18 protein-coding genes are annotated in these 24070 nt (G+C 41.3%); 7 read left to right on the top strand and 11 right to left on the bottom strand.

Annotation, left to right across the window (positions count from 1 at the left end; genetic code table 11):
- Position 1 precedes the first annotated feature (1 nt).
- The 3 genes from IM797_RS16595 (at position 2) to IM797_RS16585 (ending at position 6420) form a co-directional block, all read left to right on the top strand.
- Positions 2–4000 (top strand): FtsW/RodA/SpoVE family cell cycle protein, encoded by a 3999-nt coding sequence (locus IM797_RS16595; RefSeq protein ID WP_194128269.1) that lies wholly within the window; start codon positions 2–4, stop codon positions 3998–4000.
- A 65-nt stretch (positions 4001–4065) separates the two neighbouring features.
- Positions 4066–4857, top strand: coding sequence for an FHA domain-containing protein (locus tag IM797_RS16590; protein ID WP_194128268.1), 792 nt, complete (start codon positions 4066–4068; stop codon positions 4855–4857).
- Between the two features lie 9 nt (positions 4858–4866).
- Positions 4867–6420, top strand: coding sequence for a serine/threonine-protein kinase (locus tag IM797_RS16585; protein WP_194128267.1), 1554 nt, complete (start codon positions 4867–4869; stop codon positions 6418–6420).
- 56 nt (positions 6421–6476) lie between these two features.
- On the opposite strand, the gene IM797_RS16580 is transcribed toward IM797_RS16585, so the two are convergent.
- Entirely contained in the window at positions 6477–6911 is a 435-nt protein-coding gene (locus IM797_RS16580; protein ID WP_194128266.1) for an Hsp20/alpha crystallin family protein, read from the bottom strand.
- Between the two features lie 87 nt (positions 6912–6998).
- Between IM797_RS16580 and IM797_RS16575 the strand changes: the two genes are divergently transcribed.
- Positions 6999–7484, top strand: a complete 486-nt coding sequence (locus tag IM797_RS16575) for a thioesterase family protein (RefSeq protein ID WP_194128265.1) — start codon at positions 6999–7001, stop codon at positions 7482–7484.
- Here IM797_RS16575 and IM797_RS16570 read toward each other — a convergent pair.
- Together IM797_RS16570 and IM797_RS16565 are read right to left on the bottom strand one after the other, a co-directional pair.
- Positions 7481–8878: an FAD-binding oxidoreductase gene (locus IM797_RS16570; protein WP_194128264.1), complete on the bottom strand. Its 1398-nt coding sequence runs from the start codon at positions 8876–8878 to the stop codon at positions 7481–7483. The genes IM797_RS16575 and IM797_RS16570 overlap by 4 nt on opposite strands.
- Positions 8879–8904: 26 nt before the next feature.
- Positions 8905–9288 (bottom strand): dihydroneopterin aldolase, encoded by a 384-nt coding sequence (locus tag IM797_RS16565; protein WP_194128263.1) that lies wholly within the window; start codon positions 9286–9288, stop codon positions 8905–8907.
- A gap of 95 nt (positions 9289–9383) precedes the next feature.
- Between IM797_RS16565 and IM797_RS16560 the strand changes: the two genes are divergently transcribed.
- Together IM797_RS16560 and IM797_RS16555 are read left to right on the top strand one after the other, a co-directional pair.
- Positions 9384–10571 (top strand): acyl-CoA dehydrogenase family protein, encoded by a 1188-nt coding sequence (locus IM797_RS16560; RefSeq protein WP_194128262.1) that lies wholly within the window; start codon positions 9384–9386, stop codon positions 10569–10571.
- Positions 10572–10575: 4 nt separating this feature from the next.
- Positions 10576–10956 carry an SRPBCC domain-containing protein gene (locus tag IM797_RS16555; RefSeq protein WP_194128261.1) on the top strand — a complete coding sequence of 127 codons (381 nt, stop codon included), beginning with the start codon at positions 10576–10578 and terminating at the stop codon, positions 10954–10956.
- A 76-nt stretch (positions 10957–11032) separates the two neighbouring features.
- Here IM797_RS16555 and lysA read toward each other — a convergent pair whose 3' ends face one another.
- Together lysA and IM797_RS16545 are read right to left on the bottom strand one after the other, a co-directional pair.
- Positions 11033–12184: a diaminopimelate decarboxylase gene (gene lysA / locus IM797_RS16550; RefSeq protein ID WP_194128260.1), complete on the bottom strand. Its 1152-nt coding sequence runs from the start codon at positions 12182–12184 to the stop codon at positions 11033–11035.
- A 191-nt stretch (positions 12185–12375) separates the two neighbouring features.
- Complete coding sequence (locus tag IM797_RS16545; RefSeq protein ID WP_194128259.1) at positions 12376–13689, bottom strand: aspartate kinase; 1314 nt, start codon at positions 13687–13689, stop codon at positions 12376–12378.
- A 305-nt stretch (positions 13690–13994) separates the two neighbouring features.
- Here IM797_RS16545 and IM797_RS16540 point away from each other — a divergent pair, with 305 nt between their 5' ends.
- Entirely contained in the window at positions 13995–15728 is a 1734-nt protein-coding gene (locus tag IM797_RS16540; RefSeq protein ID WP_194128258.1) for a phospho-sugar mutase, read from the top strand.
- An 8-nt stretch (positions 15729–15736) separates the two neighbouring features.
- Here the strand turns inward: IM797_RS16540 and IM797_RS16535 are convergent, their stop codons facing one another.
- The 6 genes from IM797_RS16535 to IM797_RS16510 all read right to left on the bottom strand — a co-directional run bounded on the left by IM797_RS16535 (position 15737) and on the right by IM797_RS16510 (position 23939).
- Positions 15737–16177, bottom strand: coding sequence for a response regulator (locus IM797_RS16535; RefSeq protein ID WP_194128257.1), 441 nt, complete (start codon positions 16175–16177; stop codon positions 15737–15739).
- A gap of 45 nt (positions 16178–16222) precedes the next feature.
- Positions 16223–17278, bottom strand: coding sequence for an ATP-binding protein (locus IM797_RS16530; RefSeq protein WP_194128256.1), 1056 nt, complete (start codon positions 17276–17278; stop codon positions 16223–16225).
- 191 nt (positions 17279–17469) lie between these two features.
- Entirely contained in the window at positions 17470–18717 is a 1248-nt protein-coding gene (locus IM797_RS16525) for a glutamate-5-semialdehyde dehydrogenase (protein ID WP_194128255.1), read from the bottom strand.
- Between the two features lie 2 nt (positions 18718–18719).
- On the bottom strand, positions 18720–19754 hold the full coding sequence (gene proB / locus IM797_RS16520) for a glutamate 5-kinase (protein WP_194128254.1): 1035 nt from the start codon (positions 19752–19754) through the stop codon (positions 18720–18722).
- Positions 19755–19831: 77 nt separating this feature from the next.
- Entirely contained in the window at positions 19832–22267 is a 2436-nt protein-coding gene (locus IM797_RS16515; RefSeq protein ID WP_194128253.1) for an AsmA family protein, read from the bottom strand.
- 175 nt (positions 22268–22442) lie between these two features.
- Positions 22443–23939: a malate:quinone oxidoreductase gene (locus IM797_RS16510; protein ID WP_194128252.1), complete on the bottom strand. Its 1497-nt coding sequence runs from the start codon at positions 23937–23939 to the stop codon at positions 22443–22445.
- Positions 23940–24070 lie beyond the last annotated feature (131 nt).

The raw sequence follows: 24070 nt of genomic DNA, 5'->3' as shown, positions 1-24070 counted from the left end.
TATGGCAGAAACGCAAGCTAAAATCCCGAATAGAGCGATGGAAAGGATTTTTATGATCCTGATTACACTGGTGTTATCGGCCCTGTTTCTGACCCTGTTTCTGGAACAGCAAAAGAACTTTTCGGAAGTCCGAAAACGCCTTGACGAGGGTACTATTGTCAACCTGAATGCACCTAATGCTGGCGAGCATATTAAAAAGCTCCTGGTTAAAGGATACTATTTTGAAGACAAAAAAGACATTAATTTAATTGAGCAGATTGTTGCTAAAGGTGTGCGATCGTTCGAAGAACCGATAGACAATGTGGGCGAACTGAATAAGCGCCGCTTTTTTGTTGGCGCAGATACCGCATTCAGACAAGGTGGCCCAAATTTCAAAAACCGTGCCCTGGCTTCCCGATTGCTTTTGGGTTTTACAGGTGAGGATTCTGTTCGTTATGTTCAGGAATTACAGCATCCACCTGCCCTGCCTGCAACTCAGGATATGGGCAAAGGCAAATACAGCATAGCGGGAACTGTTACGGATGCCAAAGGCAAAGCTGTTTCGGGCGTATTGTTACGCCTGCAGATGATTTTACCCCAGGATACCGCTTATACTGAAGATTCGGTGATCAACAATTATGTGCGGTATTTACGTACGGATGTGCAAGGAGCATATCGCTTTCAAGGCTTGCCGGATGATCAGTCGTACAGTGTTTTACCACTTAAACCCGGTGCACAATTTGGCCGGTCACAAGGCACACAACAGCTGGATAAAGACGCGACTTTCAATTTTAAACAGAGTCCGCATACCGTGAGACTCTTCTCTGCGCGTGATTTTAAAATCTTAAAAAAAGAAAAATCTTTGATTGTACGTACACCTGAAACTTATAATCGATGGTACGGGATTATTGTGGGTAGCTTTTTTGCAGGCTTCTTTTTCCTGCATGTACTGATGAGTGCAAAATATAAGGAGGCCGACCAGCTGATGCTGCCCATTGTGATGCTGATGACAGGTTTTTCAGTATTGACCCTTTTAAGTTTACAAGATCCCTTACGGGATCGTTTCCTGGCCAGGGATACGCTGGTTTTCTTTGGCATCGGGATATTGAGCATGGGCATTTTACTTTCACTTAAGCTCCGGAAATTTAATACGGATTCACGCTTGTACCGTTTATTGATTTTTAGAAGTTCTTCGAGTAAGGCCAATGGCTGGCAATGGGCCGGACTGGCCTTAGGCCTGCTGGCCTTCACCATTGTATTTGGTACTGGTCCGGAAGGTAGTGGTGTTAAAGTTAATTTATTTGGAATACAGCCCAGCGAATTGGTTAAGTATGCCATTATTTTATTTCTGGCAGGCTTTTTTGCTGCTAATGAACGTTTCATTACAGAATATAGCAATTGGCAAAAAAGGGGATTCTTCTTTGCATTTGCCCTCGTGGCTATGGTGATTGCCATTTTCTTGTATCTGATTTTAGGAGACCTTGGCCCGGCCATGGTGGTCTGCTTTACCTTTATCATTCTCTTCTCTTTTTCGCGTGGTGATTTCATGATGATGCTGTGGGCTATTATGGTTTATGTACTTACAGCCTGGTTTTTAAACGTATGGCTAGCCACACTTGTAACCGTTGTGATCGTGGCACTGAGCATGTTTTTGAATAAGAAAAAGATGAGCGAATCAGCGGTCATGATTGTGGTAGTTATGGCAGCCTTCCTGCTGATCGATCAGGTGCCTTACCTGGGTAAACTGATTCCAGGTCCGGTAAACCGGCTCAGCGAACGTAAATCAATCTGGCAGGATCCCTGGAATAATGAAGTTTACGGTGGGGATCAGGTAGCCAATGGAATCTGGGCCATGGCTAGTGGCGGTATCAGCGGTCAGGGTATTGGTGAGGGTTTTGCAAAAACGATTCCAGAAGCACATACCGACATGATTTTGCCTGCTATCGGAGAAGAATTTGGTGCCGCAGGCATTATTGGTATATTTATTTTGTTCCTGATCTTTTTGAACCGGGCCATTGTGATCGGGCGACAAACCGGAACGCCTTTCTTATTTTACTTGTCGGCAGGTGTTGGGATCAGTCTGTTTATACAGTTTCTTTTGATCGCAGGGGGTTCAACAGGCGCATTACCACTTTCAGGAGTAGCCCTACCTTTCATTAGCTACGGAGGCTCCTCGCTGGTAGCCAATATGTTGGCAGCGGGCTTCTTGCTCTCAGTATCACAGGTACGCGGAACGCAGGTTCAAATGACGTACATTACCAAACAACAGGATAAAAATTTGGTACCAGCACTTTTGGCTGCAACAGTAGCTATAGTCTTGCTCTCTGTGACGGTTTACGGATACATTTCCCACAATAAAAAGTGGGTGGTTCAAGCAGCATTGGTAGCCGATAAGAGCGGTGCGCGCATGTTCAGTTATAACCCCAGGATTGCGATTTTAATGAATAAACTGGCAGCTGGCGACCTATATGATAGAAACGGACGCATCCTGGCCAGCAGTAAACCTGAAGGGATCAGGAAGCAACACCGCTTTTTGGAGAAGGCTGGGATTCAGTACGACCTGGATTCGGCGCTGCATAAACGTGTAGACCGCTTTTATCCTTTCGAAGCGAATATGTTTTTCTGGACAGGAGATATCAATACGGGTATTTTTAATGGCAGTACCAATGGATATTTTGCCGAATATGAACATGGACCAGAATTACGCGGTTTTAAAACGCCGGTAGTTTCTTTCAACACCAAGGCTAACCGTTACCAGGAGGACCGCTTTTTACCGCGAGGTGTAAAAGAAATGGCCGTGAGCAAACGGGACTATGCAGCTTTGGCTCCGCTATTATTATCAGGCATCAACAGTCGGGAAGTGGAAGCATTCAAAAAACGCAACAGAAACGTGAGGCTGACCGTAGATGCCGGCCTACAAACCAGCATTCAGAATTCCATTGCTCAGGACACCAGTTTACGAAACAGCCGGGTTTCTGTTGTGGTGATGGAGGACCTTACGGGTGATGTGTTGGCGTCGGCGGTCTACCCCCTTCCACCGGTTAAAAACTGGGAATTGCTGAACATGAGTACTGCAGAGCAAAACAAGTTATCGGGCTGGTATACTACAGAAGATTTAGGTTTCACTTATGCTACCCCACCGGGCTCTACAGCTAAAGTATTAACAGCCATGGCTGCATTCAATAAAATGGGGATGGCGGCAAGTGAGCGACGCTTCAATGTATCTTCAGCAGAAAGAATCCGCACCAAGGGATATGAGCCAGACGAAGTGGGCAACATCAGTCTGGAACGGGCTTTAGTGAAATCTAACAACGTGTATTTCATTAAAATAGCCAACGAAGAGCATTTACAGGAAGATATGGCTACCTTATATTTAAAAACAGGGATGTTTTTGAGGGGTGTTGGTGGTTATTATTACAGCAGGAATCCGACAAATGAAAAGCAGGAAGAGAAATGGCGCAGGTACTGGGAAAAAACAGAGTTCAATACAAAACCGGCCTACGATCCGGCGAGGATCAGGAGAACGCGTGCCAAAGGCATTTCGGGTATGGCCTGGGGGCAGGGAGAACTGATTGCCAGTCCGGCGGCGGTTGCCCGCCTGGTCTCTGGTGTAGCCAATAAAGGAAAACTGGTAGGCAGCCGTTATGTTTTGAAAATCAGCGATTCAGCCACTACAGTTAAACCAGCCATTCAACTGACTGTTAAACCAGAGTACGCCAATTTAATTGCGGGCTATATGGAACAGCAAAGTGCCAATAAAACCGGAGCTTTGGGTTTAAAGGTGGCTGGTAAGACAGGTACGCCAGAAAGGATCTGGAAAGGAGAAAAGATCAATGACGGCTGGTATGTATTCTTTGCGCCGAAAAAAAGTGGCCCAGGCCATGTGGTGGTTTGTATCCGTATCGAATCTACCAAGGGTTCCAGCAAAGCTGTTAAACTGGCTGGAGATCATGTTACCCCGATTCTTTTAAAACTAGGTTACGTTAGTGGTATTAAAAAAGATGCGGGAAAAGCAAAATAAATAGACAATAGTTTAAAAAATGGACTATTTATTGATTGAATTTAGAAAAATTAGTAAACAAAAATATGTTTAAATTATTTAGCAAAGGAAAACCTGAACCGCCGCAGGATGTTAAAGGCATCAGAGAATTGCTGCTTAGCTCAATCAAACAAGAGCTGCAGAAATTAGATGGTGGTGAGGGCAAGCATATTAAAGGCCTGGAACTCCTGATAGCCTGTGCACCAGCCGAGATTTACATGTATGAATCGGCAGTTTTTTCTGCTGAACCTGACAGATTTAAACAAGAAGTGCAACGCATTGCAGATGATTACGCGATTGATATGCCGGAGCAATGGTCTATGCAGACGAGTTTTCTGGATGAGCTTCCAGCCGATGTGATCAAAATACCAAACATCAATGCGGCCTTACTGATCAAAACACCGGAACATGTGGTTGCTAACCATTCCAGAACGGCTTACATTACTGTTTTAAATGGTGAGACTGCAAAAACACAATACCAGATCAATGCAACAGATGGTAAGATCAATATTGGACGTGAGCAGAAAGTACAAGTCAGTGATGGTTTTTTCAGGATCAATACCATTGCCTTTCCGGATGCAAGTGCCAATGAAGCCAACAAATACGTAAGCAGACAACATGCACATATCGAATGGAGCAATGATTCGGGGAGTTTTCTACTTTTTGCAGATGATGGTGGGGTTCCGCCACGCAATAAAGTTAAAATAAGATCTTTGACCGATCATACCCCGGTAAAACTTAACTTTGTTGAACTGGGGCATGCCCTGCAGGAAGGTGACCAGATTATACTGGGTGAACTTGCAGTACTTGAATTTAGTTACCTTAACCATTCAAATTAACCGCATACAATGAGTAAAGTTTTTACAATAACAGAAGGATTAGAAAATCTGGGTGCCCTAAGTACCGGTGGCCAGGGTTCTGTATATAAGGGAAAAAGGATAGGAACAATTATTACAGCTGTAAAAATTATGCCTACGCCAATCCATACAGAGAGTGAGGATGACAAAAACTTCATCAAATTTAACAGCGAGGTTGAAAAGCTGAAAAAGGTAAATGAAGTGCCCAACCCAAATGTGGTTAAGATCATCGGTTCTGGTTTAACCGAAAGTGGCTCCTTCCCCTTTATTGAAATGGAATACATTGAGGGCCCCGACCTGGAAAAATTACTAATGCCGCCCCACCCACCGATATTTACCATTCATGAAACCATTAAAGTAGCCGAGCAACTGGCCAATGCGCTGGCCCATTGCCATAAAGTTGGGATTAAGCACGGAGATATCAAAAGTAATAATGTCAAGTTCAATAACGATACAGGCAATTATGTGTTGCTTGATTTTGGACTGGCCATTACATCAACAGAACAAAGACGTACCAGCCTCAGGCACGCAGGCGCAGTAGAATTTATGGCTCCTGAGCAACACGATGGTGAGATGTTTTTCCAGACCGATGTGTACAGCTATGGAATTATACTTTATGAACTACTGGCCGGTACAGTACCTTTTCCGCTGATCAATAAAAACGAGACGTCCCGTAATCATGTGATGTTATCTCATATGGAAACTGCAGTTCCGGATTTACTGGCTCTGCGCAGATCGCATTTACCGGAAAGCTGGGACGCAGATCGCAAAGCAAGGGAAATGAACGTGCCGACATGGTTACTTGAACTGATTGGAAAATGTTTGGAGAAAAAACCAGAGCGAAGATTTGCGAATGGCTCTGCTCTGCAAGAGGCAATTGTACACCGTGCAGCGGAACCGTTTGTGACAAAAGTACAGCCAGGTATCGCTGCTGCTATGCCTAAACCCATCGTTAACCCGGTATTGGATAGCCCGGTTAGTCCGGATGAAATCAGGCTTTCTAAATCGGTATTTGCCATTTTGATTTTATTGATCGTAATTTTTGGCATTTTATCTGTCTATGGATTGTTTTTTAAGTCGGACGAACCAAACCGTGTACTTGCCGGGGCAGACTCCACCCAAGTGAGACATCAGGATACGACGCAATCTATTGTTCAACGCCCGGATACGGCATCTCAGGTAAAACCAGTAGTCATTGATACTGTAGCGCAAAAGGCAGAGATCGACAGTTTAAAGAAGGAATATGAAGCGCAAATGGCTGCCGCTGCCAAACGTGCCCAGGATGAAGCGAAGGCTAGGGAAGACAATGCAACAACCATCACCAGCAATGGCAAGAAATATCAGCTACCAAAGGGAACAGTGTATTTTTATGAAGCGGCCAATGCCACTTCAGCAAGAAATGGTGTACTCGGATTGTGGAACAATGCTAAATTTAATGTAATTGAAGAGCAAAACGGATTTATTTATGTGACGCACACCAATAAAGACGGAGATATAACGAAGGGTTGGCTGAATAAAGCAGACTTGAAAGAAGTTAAAGAATAAAAAAATGGGGGCTGTCTTTCGACTGGCCCCCATCACCTTAAAACAAACTTACCCTATTATGAAACCTTAATTTCTTTTGCTGCTGATTTAGATTCATCTTTTTTACCGATGGTAATGTTTAAAATACCATTGGTGTATTCGGCAGTGATCTGATCACCATCTACGCTTTCAGGCAGAACAAATGATCTTGCGAAAGAGAAGTAATCAAATTCTTTTCTTGTATAATCTTTTTTCTCCTCAGTTTCAGCTACTTTTTTCTCAGCCCAAACAGAAAGGGTATCTTTTTTTAAATTGATTTGAAAATCTTCTTTGGTTAAGCCCGGAGCCGCCAATTCAATTTTATAATCAGTTTCAGTTTCTAAAATATTTACACCAGGAACTTTATTAATAGTTAAGTTTTTATTCAACGCTTCGCTAAACAAAGAGTCAAATACATTGTTAAAGTAAGGTGCTGTGTTCCTGGTTCTGTTGTTAAAATTTACTAGTGTCATGGTTGTTTTCTCCTATTTTAATGTTTTATTATTTTTTTAAGTTTTATACTAACCCTTTGTTCAACTCTTATACCAACCCTATATTTTATGATTTTCAAGACATTTTGGCGCAACAAAAATAAAAAGCAAGACAAAACGACAGATAACACAGACACTTTAGACAGTTTTAAGTATAAAACTGTGATAGAAACCCGCTTTGCAGATTTTGATATGATGGGTCATGTAAACAATGCGGTGTATTTTACATATATGGAAATTGCCCGAACAAAATATTGGATGCAGGCGATCAACTGGGACTGGAAACGAACTGGTGTGGTGATCGCTCAAGCCTCACTGGATTATGTATTACCGGTATTCATAGACGATAAGATCAGCATGTACGTACGTACGTCCAGAATAGGAAAGAGCAGTTTTGATCTGGAATATTTACTAGTCAAAACTGTTCATGGCAAAGAAGAAGTATGTAGCCGGGGTAAAACTGTCTGTGTGGCTTTTGACTACAACAGCAAAAGCAAAGCACCTATCCCAGTACATGAAAGGGAAAAAATGGTATCTTTCGAGCAGCTCGATTAAAAGATCTTCCCCGGATTTAAGATTGCTTTTGGATCGAACACTTTTTTAATCCCGCGCATGAGGTTTAAGTTGACTTCGCTGTATTTGATGGACATAAATTCCTTTTGGACCAGGCCGATGCCGTGTTCACCTGAAATGGTTCCACCTAATGCAGCAGTCAACTGAAAAATTTCTATAATGCCGTCTTTTAACCTGTTCTGCCAGTCTTCATCACTCATACCCGCCTTGATGATATTGATGTGAAGATTTCCATCGCCAGCATGACCATAACACACACTTTCAAATCCATATCTGGATCCAATCTCCTTAATGCCCTGGATCAGTTTTGGCAAAGCTGCACGGGGCACCACGGTATCTTCTTCTTTATACACTGAATTTGATTTTACCGATTCTGCCATGGTCCTGCGCATACGCCACAATTCTTCTTTTTGCTGTGCCGTATCAGCAAAGAGCACGTCGGTACAACCAAACCCTTCCAGAACCAGATTTACCTTTTCACAGTCCTTAAAAATGTTATCCATATCATCGCCGTCAAACTCAATCAATAAAAAAGCATTGACGCCATCTTTTAGCTCGAACCGAATGCCGTCGTATTTTACTACCCACTCTACACCTTTCCGTTCCATAAATTCTAGCGCAGAAGGTGTTACACCTGCCCTAAAAATTGCCGACACAGCCGCGCAGGCTTGTTCGTTTTCGGCAAAAGAAGCCAACATCAATATGCTTTGCTGAGGCCTAGGGATTAATTTGGTCACGATTTTAGTGACAATACCTAACGTACCTTCTGAACCGATCATGAGTTGGGTAAGGTTATATCCCGAGGCATACTTTAGGGTGTTGGCACCTGTCCAGATGATTTCCCCGGTAGGTAATACGACCTCCAGATTTAAAATATATTCCCTGATCGTTCCATATTTAACCACCCTTGGGCCGCCAGATCCATGAGCCACATTGCCACCGATAAAACACGAACCTTTACTGGAAGGATCAACAGGATATAACAAACCTTTTTCAGCTACAGCGTTGATAAACTCTTCGGTAATGACACCAGGTTCTACTATAGCCTGGAGGCTTTCCATGTCAATGTCAATAATGGCCTTAAAACGCTCCATAGAAAGCAGTATTCCGCCAAAAATAGGCAAGGCAGCTCCGCTCAATCCTGTACCTCCGCCTCTTGGAGTTAAAGGAATATGATTTTCATTACAGAACTTTAAAAGTACTGAGATTTCGCTCGCATTTGTAGGCTTTACTACAACTTCAGGAAAGAATTTCAAATCTTCAGTCTCATCATGTGCATAGTTTGCCAGGGCGTCTTCATCTGTAAAAACATTTTCCGCACCGGCAATGTTTTTGATTTGCGCCAGTAAATCTGCAGTAATTTTAGTGTATTCCATGATACCCTTTATGTGTGTGTTTTCTTTTAAACTGTTTTTTGAGCGGTGTATTTGAGCTGGACGAAAGAAAGTCCCACTTGCCCGGGCATTGGCGGATTCATTTTTCGGATACCTACTTCTGCCGTTAATACAAATGGGTAACTGGCAATCGTACGGTCGATGATATTTCGGACTACCGTTTCCAGCATTTTCTGGGTGTTTTTCATTTCTTCCAGAATGATGGTATTCAATACTTCATAATTTACGGTATGCTGTAAATTTTCTGTATCCCCATAAGGTTCAAATTCCACCACCACATCGACCATAAAATAGATACCTGTTAATTGTTCCTGTGGATAATAACCATGCAAAGCATGACATTTGACATCTCTGAGTGCTACAGTTTGGATATATGGATTAATCTGCGTCATTAACAATTATTTTTGATCTGTTTTAACCCGCCCCTATCCTTAATTCATTACCTTTGGATGAGCAGCTGATTGCAGAACCAAAGATAGTGTAAACAATGAATAAATCTGCCAAAAAAGACCTTTACGAAGCACCTGATTACTATTTACTGGACGAATTATTATCCGAAGAACACAAACTGATTCGTTCGACTGCACGCGATTGGGTAAAAAAAGAATTGACTCCGATTATTGAAGATTATGCACAACGGGCAGAATTTCCAGGACATCTGATTCCGGGTTTAGGTGAGATTGGTGCTTTTGGGCCAACCATTCCGGTGGAATACGGGGGTGCAGGCTTAGATTACATTGCTTATGGCCTGTTGATGCAGGAAATTGAACGTGGAGATTCCGGAATTAGATCGACGGCTTCTGTACAGGGCTCTTTGGTCATGTATCCCATTTATGCTTATGGGACAGAGGTACAGCGTAAGAAATACCTGCCCAAACTGGCAACTGGCGAACTGATGGGTTGTTTTGGTTTAACAGAACCGGATCACGGCTCTAACCCCGGTGGCATGATCACGAACATTAAAGATCAGGGTGATCATTATTTGTTAAATGGTGCAAAAATGTGGATCTCTAATGCTCCTTTTGCAGATATTGCCATTGTTTGGGCCAAGGACGAATCGGACAAAATCAGGGGAATGATTGTGGAACGCGGTATGGAAGGATTTACTACACCAGAGACGCATAACAAATGGAGCTTGAGGGCTTCAGCTACTGGTGAACTGGTATTTGACAATGTAAAAATACCCAAAGAAAATGTCTTTGAGATCAGCGGTTTAAAAGGTCCGTTGGGCTGTTTAAACCAGGCCCGGTATGGCATTGCCTGGGGTGCCCTAGGCGCAGCGATGGATTGTTACGATACGGCTTTACGTTATTCCAGGGAGCGCATTCAATTTGGAAAGCCAATTGGCGGATTTCAACTGCAGCAAAAGAAACTGGCTGAAATGATCACAGAAATCACCAAAGCACAGCTGCTGGTTTGGCGGCTTGGTGTACTCAAATCGGAAAACAGGGCTAGTGCAGAGCAGATCTCTATGGCCAAGCGGAACAGCGTGGAGACTGCTTTAAACATTGCGCGCAATGCGCGGCAAATGTTGGGCGGCATGGGAATTACCGGCGATTATTCGATTATGCGCCACATGATGAACTTAGAATCTGTGGTTACCTACGAGGGTACACACGATATACATTTATTAATAACCGGAATGGACGTAACCGGATTAAATGCGTTTAAATAAAAAGATGAAAAATTTTAAAAAGTACCATTACATTCCCGCTCCTCCTGAGGAGGTATACCTCGCCATGACGAAGGCCCAAAGCATTAAACTGTGGACTGGCGCGGAGGTTGAATTTACGGAAGAACCCGGCACAGAATTCTCTTTCTGGGATGGCGATATTGTAGGGAAAAATCTGGAATTTGAGTACGGCAAAAAGATCGTACAGCAATGGTATTTTGGTGAAGAAGGTGAGCCTTCTATCGTAACCATTAAATTTCATGCAGACAAAAAAGGAACATCACTGGAATTTGCACAAACCAATATCCCGGACGAGGATTTTGAAGATTTTACAACTGGGTTAAATGAATATTTCCTGGGTGGCTTGCTAGACTTTTTTGAAGAATAGCCCGCTTGTTTTCAGTCCATAAAAAAGAACAATATTGGTAATTACATCAGTACACCTGATGTAATTACCAAATGTCTTATTCGCTTAGCAATACATTTACATTTTCACGTAAGTTGTAATGCGACGCCATCACTTCACCGTAAGCTCCGGTGCTGCGTAAGGCGATTAAATCCCCTCTTGATGTTTCCGGCAATTCCACCTCTTTACCAAAGCAATCGGTACTTTCACAAATTGGCCCGACAACATCGTATTTGGTGTTGTGATCCTCCTCAGCCCTGCTGATGTTTTCAATTTTATGGTAAGCCTGGTATAAAGCCGGGCGCATCAGTTCCGTCATACCAGCATCCAGGATGATGAAATTTTTCTTCTTTCCGTTTTTCACATACAATACCTTACTGATCAAAGAAGAGCACTGACCTACCAATGCACGTCCAAGCTCAAAATGAACCTCCTGGTTGGTTCGCACTTCCAGGAAATCATTGAATATTTTAAAATATGCTTCAAAATCAGGAATCTGTTGATCAGGATTGTGGTAATCGATACCCAAGCCACCGCCAACATTTAACACTTTGATGGCAAAACCACGCTCTTCGAACCAGGTAGCAAATTCATTGACACGAATGCAAAGGTTTTTATAAACATCCAGATTGGTAATCTGAGATCCGATGTGGAAATGGATACCAATAAACTCCAGGTTCACTGCAGTTTTTAAAGTTTCTGCGCAGGAAGGTAAATCCCAGGAGTTGATACCAAACTTATTCTCGTCCAGTCCCGTAGTGATGTTGTGGTGGGTGTGTGCATCCACATTTGGATTGATACGAATCGCCACCTTGGCTTTTTTGCCTTTTTTAGCGGCCAGTTCATCAATTACTTCAAGTTCCTGAATGGATTCCACGTTGAAGCAGAAGATATCCTGATCCAGGGCATCGTTAATTTCCTTATCAGACTTACCCACACCCGCAAAAACAATTTGCTGGTGGTTAAAGCCTACTGCTACTGCACGGGTTACTTCGCCCCCGCTTACGCAGTCGGCACCAAACCCGGTATCTTTAATTTTTTCCAATACCGCAGGATTGAAATTTGCTTTCATGGCATAATGCACATGGAAATTATATACCTTCGCGGCGTTAGCACAAGAACTTAAAGTTTTTTGCAGCAAATCGAGATCGTAATAATAGAAAGGAGTTTCTACATTTGCAAATCGCGCTTTATCTTTATTAGAAAACATAATGTTCAGATTTCTTGTTATATTTTTTGTACTTATACTCGGTTTAATTCAACTGGGCAACTATATTGATTTTAGAAACCAGAAGATCAATAAAAAGGAGTACGATAGAAGAATCAGAATCCTTATCGCACTCGTTTTTATCATTATTGGGATTTTGGTCTGGATCAGACACAAATAGCCCTTATTCTTTTTTATTCAAATAACCTGTTATGTAAGCTCTTTAAAGCTTCGGTTTTGTCACCTGTATTGATCAGTAAAGAAATGTTATAGCTGCTGCCGCCGTAAGAAATCATGCGCACGGGGATGTGTTTGATGGCATCCAGTACCCTAGCAGCATAACCATGTTTTTCGGCACTGAAATCACCTACTACGCAAACAATACTTTGGTCCTTATCAATCTCGACAGATCCAAAAGCATGAAGCTCTTCGACAATTTTATCCAGGTTATCTAAGTAATCAATGGTTAAAGAAACGGCAACTTCAGAAGTGGTGATCATATCGATTGGTGTTTTATACCTTTCAAATATCTCAAACACCCTTCTTAAGAAACCGTAAGCCAGTAACATCCTGCTGGAGTGAATTTTTATAGCGGTGATGCCATCTTTGGCTGCGATAGATTTGATTTTTCCTTTTTCACTATTAACGGAAATCAACGTTCCAGCAGCCTGAGGCTCCATGGTATTCAATAACCTAACCGGGATCTTGTATTTCTGAGCTGGAAAAACAGATTGCGGGTGCAGAATTTTTGCACCAAAATAAGCAAGCTCAGCAGCTTCGTCAAATGACAAGTGCGAAATGGGTTTCGTCCCCTTTACAATACGTGGATCGTTATTGTGCATTCCGTCGATATCCGTCCAGATCTGAACTTCCTCAGCCATAATAGCAGCACCAATCAGTGATGCAGTATAGTCGCTTCCACCGCGACGCAAGTTATCTACTTCCCCAAAACTGTTCCTGCAGATGAATCCCTGGGTAATGAACAGGTTATTTCCTTTGTGCTGTGCTAAAAGTGGTCCCAGATTTTTGGTAGAGAATGGAACATCAGGTTCATTGTCCTCATCAATCTTCATAAAGTCAAGCGCCGGCAGCAATACAGAAGGTACGCCTATAGACTTCAAATAAATGTGGTACAATGTAGTAGACAATAGCTCTCCCTGTGCCAATACAACTTTCTCCTCAACGGGAGTAAAAATATCGTTAGCCAGCGTATTTAAAAAGCCAAAGTGATAATCCACCACTTCCTGTCCCTGCGCACGGAATTCGCCTTCTGCTAAAAGTTCAACAACAAATTCATTATATTTTTGGTGCAATGCGTTAATTAAGCTTAACGCCACCTGTTTATCTTCCTTTAAAAGTTTGGCTGAAATCTCTACTAAACTATTGGTAGTACCAGACACCGCTGATAATACGACAATTTGTTCTTCTGCCGGATTGATGATGTCCAGCAATTTTTTCATCCGCTCAGGGCTTCCTACAGAAGTACCTCCAAACTTTAATACTTTCATAATTTTTATATTGTTTTTAGTGGTCTGGTAACCATTACACCAGGTGCAATAGCTATTAATGGTAATAATTTATTTTTTTAAGGTTAAAAGCTCATAAAAGCTATATTTATTTGCTGCAAGTATTTATATTTAGCTAAAATGGTTATATACTTGCATTTTGGCGTGAATTTAAATAAATAGCGCATAATAAGTGCAAAATTGACGAAATAAAATTTGGACAAATATCAGTGTGTTACCGTAAATCAAAACTTAGCGCCCAATTATTTGTTAAAGAGGAGAAAAATACAAAACCGATATCTTAATATATGCAATTAGAACCAGCGACCTTAAGCACTATAAATGAGTGGCTTAACGGCAATTACGACACAAAGACTAAAGCAGAAATTCAAAGTTTATTAGATGCAGAATCTTATACTGAGCTTACGGATTCATTTTATAGAAATTTAGAATTTGGAACCGGCGGATTGCGTGGCATCATGGGACCTGGCTCAAACCGGATCAACAAGTATACGATTGGTACCGCAACTCAGGGACTGGCAAATTACCTGAACAAAAAATATCCAGGCCAGGAAATTAAAGTAGCTATAGCTCACGATAGCCGCAACAACTCAGATTACTTCGCGAAAATCACAGCTGATGTATTTTCTGCAAATGGCATACAGGTTTATTTTTTCAAGGAACTGCGACCTACACCGGAACTTTCTTTTGCCATCCGCCAACTGGGATGTAAAAGTGGGGTCATGTTAACAGCCTCACACAACCCAAAAGAATACAATGGTTATAAAGCATACGGCGTAGACGGCGGACAATTCACCGCTCCTGATGATAGCCTTGTCATGGACGAAGTAGCCAAAATTAAAAGCATCGACGAAGTTAAATTTGACCGTGCAGACGAATTGATCAGTTTGATCGGCGAAGAAATTGACCAGCTTTACCTGGATAAAATCACTGCATTATCAGTATCTCCAGAAGCTATTGCCCGTCAGACGAATTTAAAAATTGTTTATTCGCCAATTCATGGCACAGGAATTACCCTGGTTCCAAAAGCGCTTGCACAATTTGGCTTTAGCAACTTGACCCTTGTGGAAGAACAAAGCAAACCTGATGGCAACTTCCCTACCGTAGTGTATCCAAACCCCGAAGAAAAAGAAGCCTTGACCCTTGCTTTGAAAAAAGCACAGGATATCGATGCGGATCTGGTTTTGGCGACTGACCCGGACGCAGACCGTGTAGGTATTGCCGTTAAAAACAATGATGGAGAATTTGTTTTGCTGAATGGAAATCAGACCGGTAGCTTGTTGATTCATTACCTGCTTACGGCATGGCAAGAAAAAGGAAAACTAACTGGAAATGAATACATTGTTAAAACCATTGTAACTTCTAACCTGATTGAGGCTATTGCCAATGAGAAAAAGGTAAAATTCTATAATACTTTAACCGGATTTAAATGGATTGGGCAGCTGATGACTCAACTGGAAGGTAAAGAAACCTTTATCGGCGGTGGTGAAGAGAGTTATGGCTATTTAATCGGCGACCTGGTAAGGGACAAAGATGCTATTGTTTCCTGTGCTTTTATTGCAGAAATGACGGCATTTTACAAAGATAAAGGCAGTAGCTTATATGATGCGCTATTGGATATGTATGTAACTTACGGACTCTATAAAGAAGAACTCGTGTCAATCACCAAAAAAGGTAAAACCGGTGCGGAGGAAATCAAAGCAATGATGGAAAAATTCAGGAGTACCCCACCTGTAACACTTGGTGGATCTAAAATCGCAACTTTAAAAGACTATGAACTTGGCGTAGAAACAGACTTAAAAACAGGTTCAAAAACAGCACTTGAACTTCCTAAATCTGATGTACTTCAATTTATCACTGAAGACGGAAGTATTGTATCTGCCCGCCCATCTGGAACGGAACCTAAAATTAAATTCTATTGCAGTGTAAATGCTCCCTTGAAGCACAAATCTGATTTCAAATCAGTAGATGCAGAACTGGGAAGTAAAATTAAAGCTGTTATGAATGATCTGGAAGCTTAAGCTCCGGATCATTCCGTTGTAATTTCTTTAAAATATTGATCAGCAATTCGCGCGACTGCTGCTGCATTTAAAGGTTTGGATAAATAAGTAGCGATATCTTTAAATTTAGCGGCAGTTGCCTGATCATCTGGGTTCAACGAAGTGGTTAACATGACCACAACAATTCTTGCCCGTTTTTTTTCATCCAGGTTTTTATATTCCTCCATAAAATCCCAGCCATTCATACCCGGCATATTGATGTCCAGAAATATAATTCCTGCATTTAAAACCTGGTCATTATTTACGTATACACCAGAGCAGGTGAGGTAATCTAAGGCTTCCTTCGCAGATGTGATTGCTTTGACATCGACCTGGATACTCGAATTTTCTACAATTTTACGATGAATAAAATTTGTAGCCATGTCATCATCAATTAGCAATATCCGATCAAGATCTTTATATTTCTTCATGTTTAATACATTTATATTTGGCGTTAACAATCATGAAACTAAACCCTAATTCGCGCTTAGCGTAAAACAGAATTTACTGCCCTCAGCAATTACAGACTCTACCCATATTCGCCCCCCATGCAACTCCACTATTTTTCGGCAATGTGTTAAGCCTACGCCATCGCCCGGATAAATTTCAGCTCCATGTAGGCGCTGAAACATGACAAATATTTTCTCCTTAAAACGATCTTCTATACCAATCCCGTTATCTGAAAATTCGAACCTCCAGAAATCCCCCTCTTTGAAAGCTCCAATCTCTATTTTGGGCTTTACTGCTGCTCTTGAAAATTTCAGCGCATTGCCGATCAGGTGTCCAAACAATTGCTTTATACCAGATTCAAAACCATTTAGTACCGGTAAATTGGCATAGTGAATTCTGGCTCCCTTTGATTTGATGACGCCGGATAGGCGTGGTAGCAAATCGTTCATAAGTGAGTTACAGTCGATAACAACCTTAGTCTGGTCTATACTCAACCTGGAATGATCCAATAAGCCTTTGATGAGGTTCCGCATTTTTTCTGTGGCCGCATCGATGTTCTGCATATACAAATGTGCATCTTGATCAAAAGATTCCAGATATTCCATGCGGAACAATTCAACAAAATTCCGGACATTGATCAAAGGCTCCTGTAAATCGTGAGAGGCGATGTATACAAATTGATCAAGCTCTTTCTTTTTGAGCGCCAACTTTCGGATGTACTCATCGACAACCTGTTTAGATAAATACTTTTCTGTTTCATCCCGTATGAGCAATGCAAAGCCTGTAACCCTTTTTCGCTCATCATATTCGGCAGCCATACAGGTATAAGACCAAAAAACTTCTGCATCTTTTCTTTGCAGCCAGCCTTCATTTTGGGCAGTTCCTTCAGTTACTGCCTGCTGCATAAATACTTCGGGAATGCGGTTGGAAAGGTCTTCCTGCTGATAAAAAGTGCTAAAGTGCTTTCCAACAATTTCATCAGGCTTGTACAGAGTTAAACGCTGGGCACTCAAACTAAATGCGCTGACAAGACCATCACTGTTTAAAAAAATAACAGTTTGACCGTTTATTACCTCAAGCATTTTAAGTAAACTTTCCGCGTTCAATTCATTTTGATTTATTCCAGACCGGAAGTAATTTCAAAATTCAGACCAATTTGCCTTACTCGTTCTATTGTCATAAAACTAAAGCTGTACTTCAAAAATGGAAAACTATTGTCCAATAATTTCCCCAAAAAGGGGAAATCCAACACAATGGCTTACCATACTAAGCACTAACGAATCTGACCACTGCCTTTCACCACCCATTTCTCGGTCACCAGTTTTTCAAGTGCAAAAGGCCCCCTGGCGTGTAATTTCTGGGTAGAGATTCCAATTTCTGCACCCAAACCAAATACCTGCCCATCGGTAAACCGTGTTGAAGCATTGAGATAAACTACAGCGGCATCCACAGCATCCAGAAATTTTTCCGCGATGGTTGCATTTTCCGTTAAGATGGCCTCAGAATGTTTTGAAGAAAATTCGGATATGTGCGCTAATGCCTCATCCGGCCCGTCCACCAATTTCACAGAACATTTATAATCAAGAAATTCCCGACCAAAGTCCGCCGCCGTTGCAGCTTGAAGATGGGGATAGTTTAAAGCTTTCAATAGCTGGTAAGCTTCCTGATCAGCAAATATTTCTACCTTATGCTTAGCTAGTAGCGGACCCAGGATTTCCAGAAAGGATTGGGCAATGGCACTATCGACCAGCACAGTATCCAAAGCATTGCAAACTGACGGTCTTGATACTTTCGCATTGAGTACAATTGTCGCCGCTGTTTCCAATTTTGCTGTTTTTTCGACATAGGTATGGCATACTCCAGCGCCCGTTTCAATAACAGGTACCAAGGCATTTTTACGCACAAATTCAATAAGTTGATTGGATCCGCGTGGAATGATTACATCGATGTATTTCTCGGCTTGTAAAATCTCCAGGATGTATTTTCTGTCCGCAGGTAATTGCTGAACTACATTTTTATCCAGTCCCTGTTCTATCAACACTTGTTGAATCAGGGATACGATGCAGGTATTGGTGTGAAAAGCGTCTTGTCCGCCGCGCAAAAGGCAAACATTGCCAGATCTGATGCACAATGAAGCGACATCAATGGTCACATTGGGCCTGGACTCATAGATTACACCAACAATACCTATGGGCACCGTTTTCTTTTGTACAAAAAGACCGTTATCCAGGGTTTTGGTAGACAGGATCTGATTGGTCGGGTCGGGCAAATTAGCGACATCGATCAAACTGTTGGCCAGGCTTTGAATCCGGGACTCATCAAGTAATAACCGGTCTTTCTTCGGATCAGTATCTGATAATTTCACAAGATCTTTAAGATTTTCATTAATAATCTCTGCGGAATTTGCTTTGATCACATCAGCAAGCGCATAAATCAGCTTTTTTTTATCCAGGTCACTTAGCGAGGCGATGGCCAACTTTGCGTTTTTCGCATTGATTAATTGCTGTTCAATTGATTCCATGATTACAGTATTACGATATCGCTGGCATTGGCTATCTCCAGGTTATGCTGTTTTAAATTTTTAGTAATGTCTTGTGCAGATGCTTTAGCCCTGGCGACGGCTACAATATGTTGCTGATCATCTACAATCTCAAAGATCTCGCCATCGGCAAATTTTGTGATTACCTGAAGTACACCAACGGCAAGCAAGCTTTTGCGTTTACGGATGGCTTCACAGGCACCTTCATCCACCATAAGTCGACCGGTTACGAGGCTACCACTGGCCAACCATTTATTTCTTGCCGGAATAGAACAATTCTTAGGCATACAAACCGTTCCCGTTTTTTCGTCGATCGCCTGTAAGATTCCTTCCGGAGTTCTGGCACCAAAAATCACAACCTTAATTCCCATGGCAGCGGCCAGGTTGGCAAAAGTCAGTTTTGAGATCATCCCTCCTAAACCCAGAGCAGAAGTATTTTTACTCGCCAGAGAAAACACTTCGTTGTTCATGGTTTCGATTTTAGGAACTACAAGTCCCTCTTTATCAAGCACCCCGGGAACAGAAGTACCTAAAAGTATTAAGGAAGCACCGAAACCAACACCAAGAAGCGTGGCCAGTTCATCGTTATCAGAAAATTTAAGTTCCAGACTACTCACCACATCGTTCTCATTGGCAATTGGGATTACCCCATTTTTCCAAAGTTCCTCGTAAGTCTCTTTCAACTGTAAAAACTGCTTACGGTTAGAGAAGTGCTGTCTTTCACACAAGCTCTGTGCAATAGAGATTTGATAAGGTTTAAAATGTTTTGAATAGGTATTGATCAACAAAGGATTTCCAATGGATGCAGCTGCCTTTCTTTCAGAAATTTTGCCTTTATAGTTTTTAATAAACTGCTTTCCTGCGGCTACGGCGCCGGAAGAAACCAGTATTAAACGATATTTATCAGAAATGGCAGCAACTTGTCTGGTGATGTCTGCGATGACCAGCTCATCGAGCTCTCCTTTGGTAGTGGTAATGGATGCGGTTCCTAGTTTTAAAACAAGTATCGGCTTGTTCATGGTTTAGTTCAGGTTATAATAACAAATATAAAGCCCTAAAATAAAGAAAAAATCTATAGAACTACTAAACTAAGCGATTACTTACTTTTATCCCGGTTCTTATTGAGCTTGATTTTTATTTTGCCATCATCGCCATCTGTTGCCAGCAGGTGCAATACAATACCCTTCATCCGACGTGCTTTAATCTCTTCTTTATCGGTAATATCGGCATCTTTTTTAGGGTTTCTTAAGGGAACATCTACGGCAATATTTGTTCCTGTGGTCATAGAATAAACACCTGCAACATCCATATTCAATAAACTGGTATTGATTTGCATCGGATTGATGGTAATTTTCTGTCCACGTATATCAAGTTTCCCATTCAGATTGCTAAAAGTAATGTTGTTGAGGTCCCGGAAAGGAAAAGCAAATTTACCTACGCTGATGATCGGGTCAAAATTAACTAAAGCACCTTTTTTTAAATCAAAGGTCAGGTTACCATTCATGGAATTGGTAACCAGTTTACCTTGATCTGTAACCGTACCACGCAGGTTAATTTTAGAAAAAAGATAACCGCGAAGGTTCTGTGAAGTCAGGCTGGTGAGGCCAAAATTCTTAAACGAATAAAAGAAATTCTTTACGTCAACATTGGCAATTGTTGTATTGATAGAAAATTGATTAGAGCTGCCTTTTTGTGTAATGTTCCCATTGAGGTTGAGCCTACCGCCACCGTGTTTAACGGTTACGTTTTTAATGGCTATCCCAGACTCGGAAAGTAAGAGATCGGCATTGGCATCTGTGGCGACAAAGCGTTCGTAATATACCTTATCAAGGTGCATATGCATGTCGACATTACTCTTTTCGAATACCGAGTTTAAATCCTCAGAGAAACTGGTTTTGGCCTTTTTTGTTGTTCTTTTTGCTGCTGTCCTGCTTCCTAAAAAACCAAGAAACTCTCCCAAATGAATTTCCGGACTTCTGATTTTCCAGTTCAGCAGGATTTTTTCAGGTGCGGTATAATACAGGTTTAAAAAATTCTTGATGCTTCCGTCCATAAAAACCACGCTTTTGCCACTTTGTAACCTGATGTTTTTAATGAATAAATCATTATTGCTGAAATTGAGTGAAATGGCTGTATTGGTAAAGTTCAACTTCCTGGGTACGTAATTTACATCGGCATTTTTGATATCGACCACGCCCGATAACAATGGTTTATTCAACTGGAAATTTACAATATCGGCCCTGTAAGCGAGCTTCACATCGGCAGTGCCCTTACTGAATTTCAGAGTCTCTGTGCCTGCCACATTGTTCAATTTAGCTACGTCAAACTGGGACTTGAAAACACCTGTAGCTACAGGATTGTCCAGATCATTGATAAAGGCTGTATCGATTGAAAAAGGAATTTGTTTATAAGCACCTTTAAAACCATATAATTTGATGGCTGAGTTCGCATCCGTAAAACCTTTGCCATTTACATAGTTATTGGTAAAAAAGCCAGTAAAATTACATTGATCCACTACGCCGCCGGGTGTAGTCAATACATTGTTTTTGACAATAGCCTTGACGTCTATAGCCGGATCGCCACCTGGCCCCATGTCGCCGGCTAAAGTGCAATTTACATGAATTGGTTTATTCAGATCAAACATATTCAACTTCTGGGTAATGTTTGGTGCAAGCAAGGCTGCTGCATTTTTCCATAAAATACCCGGTGCTTCGATATTGATTTTAAAATCTGTGTTTTCTTTCGATGTATCGAATGTTGCACCAATAATAAAGAGGTCATCACCGATATTTAATTTATTGGGATTTACGTGTATAATACCGGTCTCATCATTATAGCTTAGTTTAAATGGACCCTCTAACAGCTTATCCTTAATAAAACTACCGCGCCGTGTATTGAAAGCGAGACTTTTAGCCAGGGTTTTCAATTTCAATTCAGCATCCCATCCCCCCAGTATCGGATAATCAATTTTTCCTTTCAACTCATCGACCACGAAGTGGAATAATTTGTGACCTTTTTGATTGTCAACCACAAAATTTACATTATTTAAGGTGAGTTTCTTTATTTCAGGAAAAGAGGAATTTTCTCCTTTTGGTGTGGGTGCTTTTTTTTCTTTCTTCTTAAAAACTGCAGTATTACTATAGCCGTTGCTGTCGGTATACAAGTAAATAGTGGCATTGTTAATCCCCAATTTCTGAATCTCAACTGTTCCCTTTAGTAATGCAAAAACATTCACTGCAACATCGAAACTACTCGCCTCGAGTAAAGTATGATGATGTGTAGCCCAGAGACTGTCCTTGATCACAATATTTTTCAGTTCTAAAGACACACCCGGAAACCCTTTTAAAAAAGTGGGATCCATACCGCCAATCACCATTGATCCGTTTAAATTCTTATTCAGTTGCACATTGAGCTTATCCAGTAAGCTCTTTTTATTCGCATTTACATATACAGCAATGGCAACGTATATCACAAGTATTAGTGCAACTAATCCGGCGAATATTTTCAGCGTAATTTTAGACCAGCGGGGCATCTTAAATCAATTAAAGGTTAGTATGAGGTTAATCCATATGGACTGGAACAATACATTCAATTATTATACCAATACAAACCAGGGATTACCTCATTTGTTTAAAGATACGAGAAGAAAGGCATAAAAAAAGCCGCATCAGAATTAATGATACGGCTTTGTATAATCGGGTTGAAAATTAATTCAATTTTAAAGCATGCGAAGTTTGTGTGCGGATATTCTCGGTTAACTGAGGATTCCCATTCAGAACTTCACCATAGGAAGGAATCATTTGCTTTAATTTTTGTTGCCATTCCGGAGTTTTGATTTGTTCTACAAAACAGCGCTCCATTAAAGTAATCATGATAGAAACGGCAGTAGATGCTCCCGGAGAAGCGCCCAATAGCGCAGCAATAGAACCATCTGAAGCAGTTACCACTTCGGTACCAAACTCAAGGATACCACCGTGCTCTTCATCCTTTTTAATTACCTGTACCCGCTGACCAGCTGTTTCCAATTCCCAATCTTCCATTTTAGCCGTTGGTAAATATTCCTTTAAAGCTTCCATGCGATCTTCAGGCGACTGACGAACCTGATCAATCAGGTATTTAGTCAGCGGTAAATTGTCCAGGCCTGCAGAAATCATCGGACGGATGTTGTTAATCTTAATGGATAAGGGTAAGTCGAGCAAAGATCCATGTTTTAAGAAACGGGTTGAAAAACCGGCATAAGGACCAAAAAGAAGGGCTTTTTTACCATCAATCATCCGGGTATCCAGGTGAGGAACAGACATAGGTGGTGCACCTACTGATGCTTTTCCATAAACTTTAGCATGGTGTTGTTCAATAATTTCAGGATTGATACATTTTAGCCATTGCCCGCTCACCGGGAAACCTCCAAAACCATTGCCCTCTGGTATGTTTGCCTTTTCAAGCAATGGCAAAGAACCGCCCCCGGCACCAATAAACACAAATTTCGATTTAATGACACGCTTTTGGCTATTCGTTTCATTTTTAACCTTTACTTCCCATTTTTGATCCTTTTGTTTCAGTTTTTTAACATCATGGTGGAAATGAAGCTTTACTCCTTCTCTTTTTTGAAGATCGTTAAACATCATTCTGGTCAATGCGCCAAAGTTCACATCAGTGCCCATCTCCATTCTTGTTGCCGCAACTTTCTCATCCGGACCACGACCATTCATGACCAAAGGCATCCATTCATTCAGTTGCGCTGCATTTTCAGAATAGACCATGCCTTTAAACAAATCGCTTTCCTGAAGTTTGGTATAACGTTTCATGAGAAAGTCGACATTATCCTGTCCCCATACAAAACTCATGTGTGGAATGCTCTTAATGAAGTTTTCAGGAGATCCTACCAATTTATTTTTAACCAGGAAAGACCAAAATTGTTTGGATACTTCAAAAGACTCAGCAATGCTGATTGCTTTCTTAGTGTCTACAGATCCATCTGGCTTTTCAGGTGTATAGTTCAGCTCACAAAATGCAGAATGTCCTGTTCCGGCATTGTTCCACGCATCAGAACTCTCAGCAGCAGCAACATCCAGTCGTTCAAAAATTTCAATAGTGATATCTGGCTGCAGCTCCTTAAGCATCATCCCTAAAGTAGCACTCATAATGCCTGCTCCAATCAGTACAACATCAACTTCTTTGTCCGAATTACTATTTTTACGAGTCATTTTTTGAATTTTTTTGCAAAAATACGATACATAATTATATTTTAAATCTATTTTCAAAATATAATTCTATTTTTTTTACACGGATGTGGCGTTAACCATTCCAAAATTCTGTTCTTTTAATAAAACTTCTT

The organism is Pedobacter sp. MC2016-24, from assembly GCF_015223055.1.
Lineage (GTDB): Bacteria > Bacteroidota > Bacteroidia > Sphingobacteriales > Sphingobacteriaceae > Pedobacter.
Note: the sequence above shows the minus strand (reverse complement) of the source record. Positions and strands in the feature narration are given on the sequence as shown.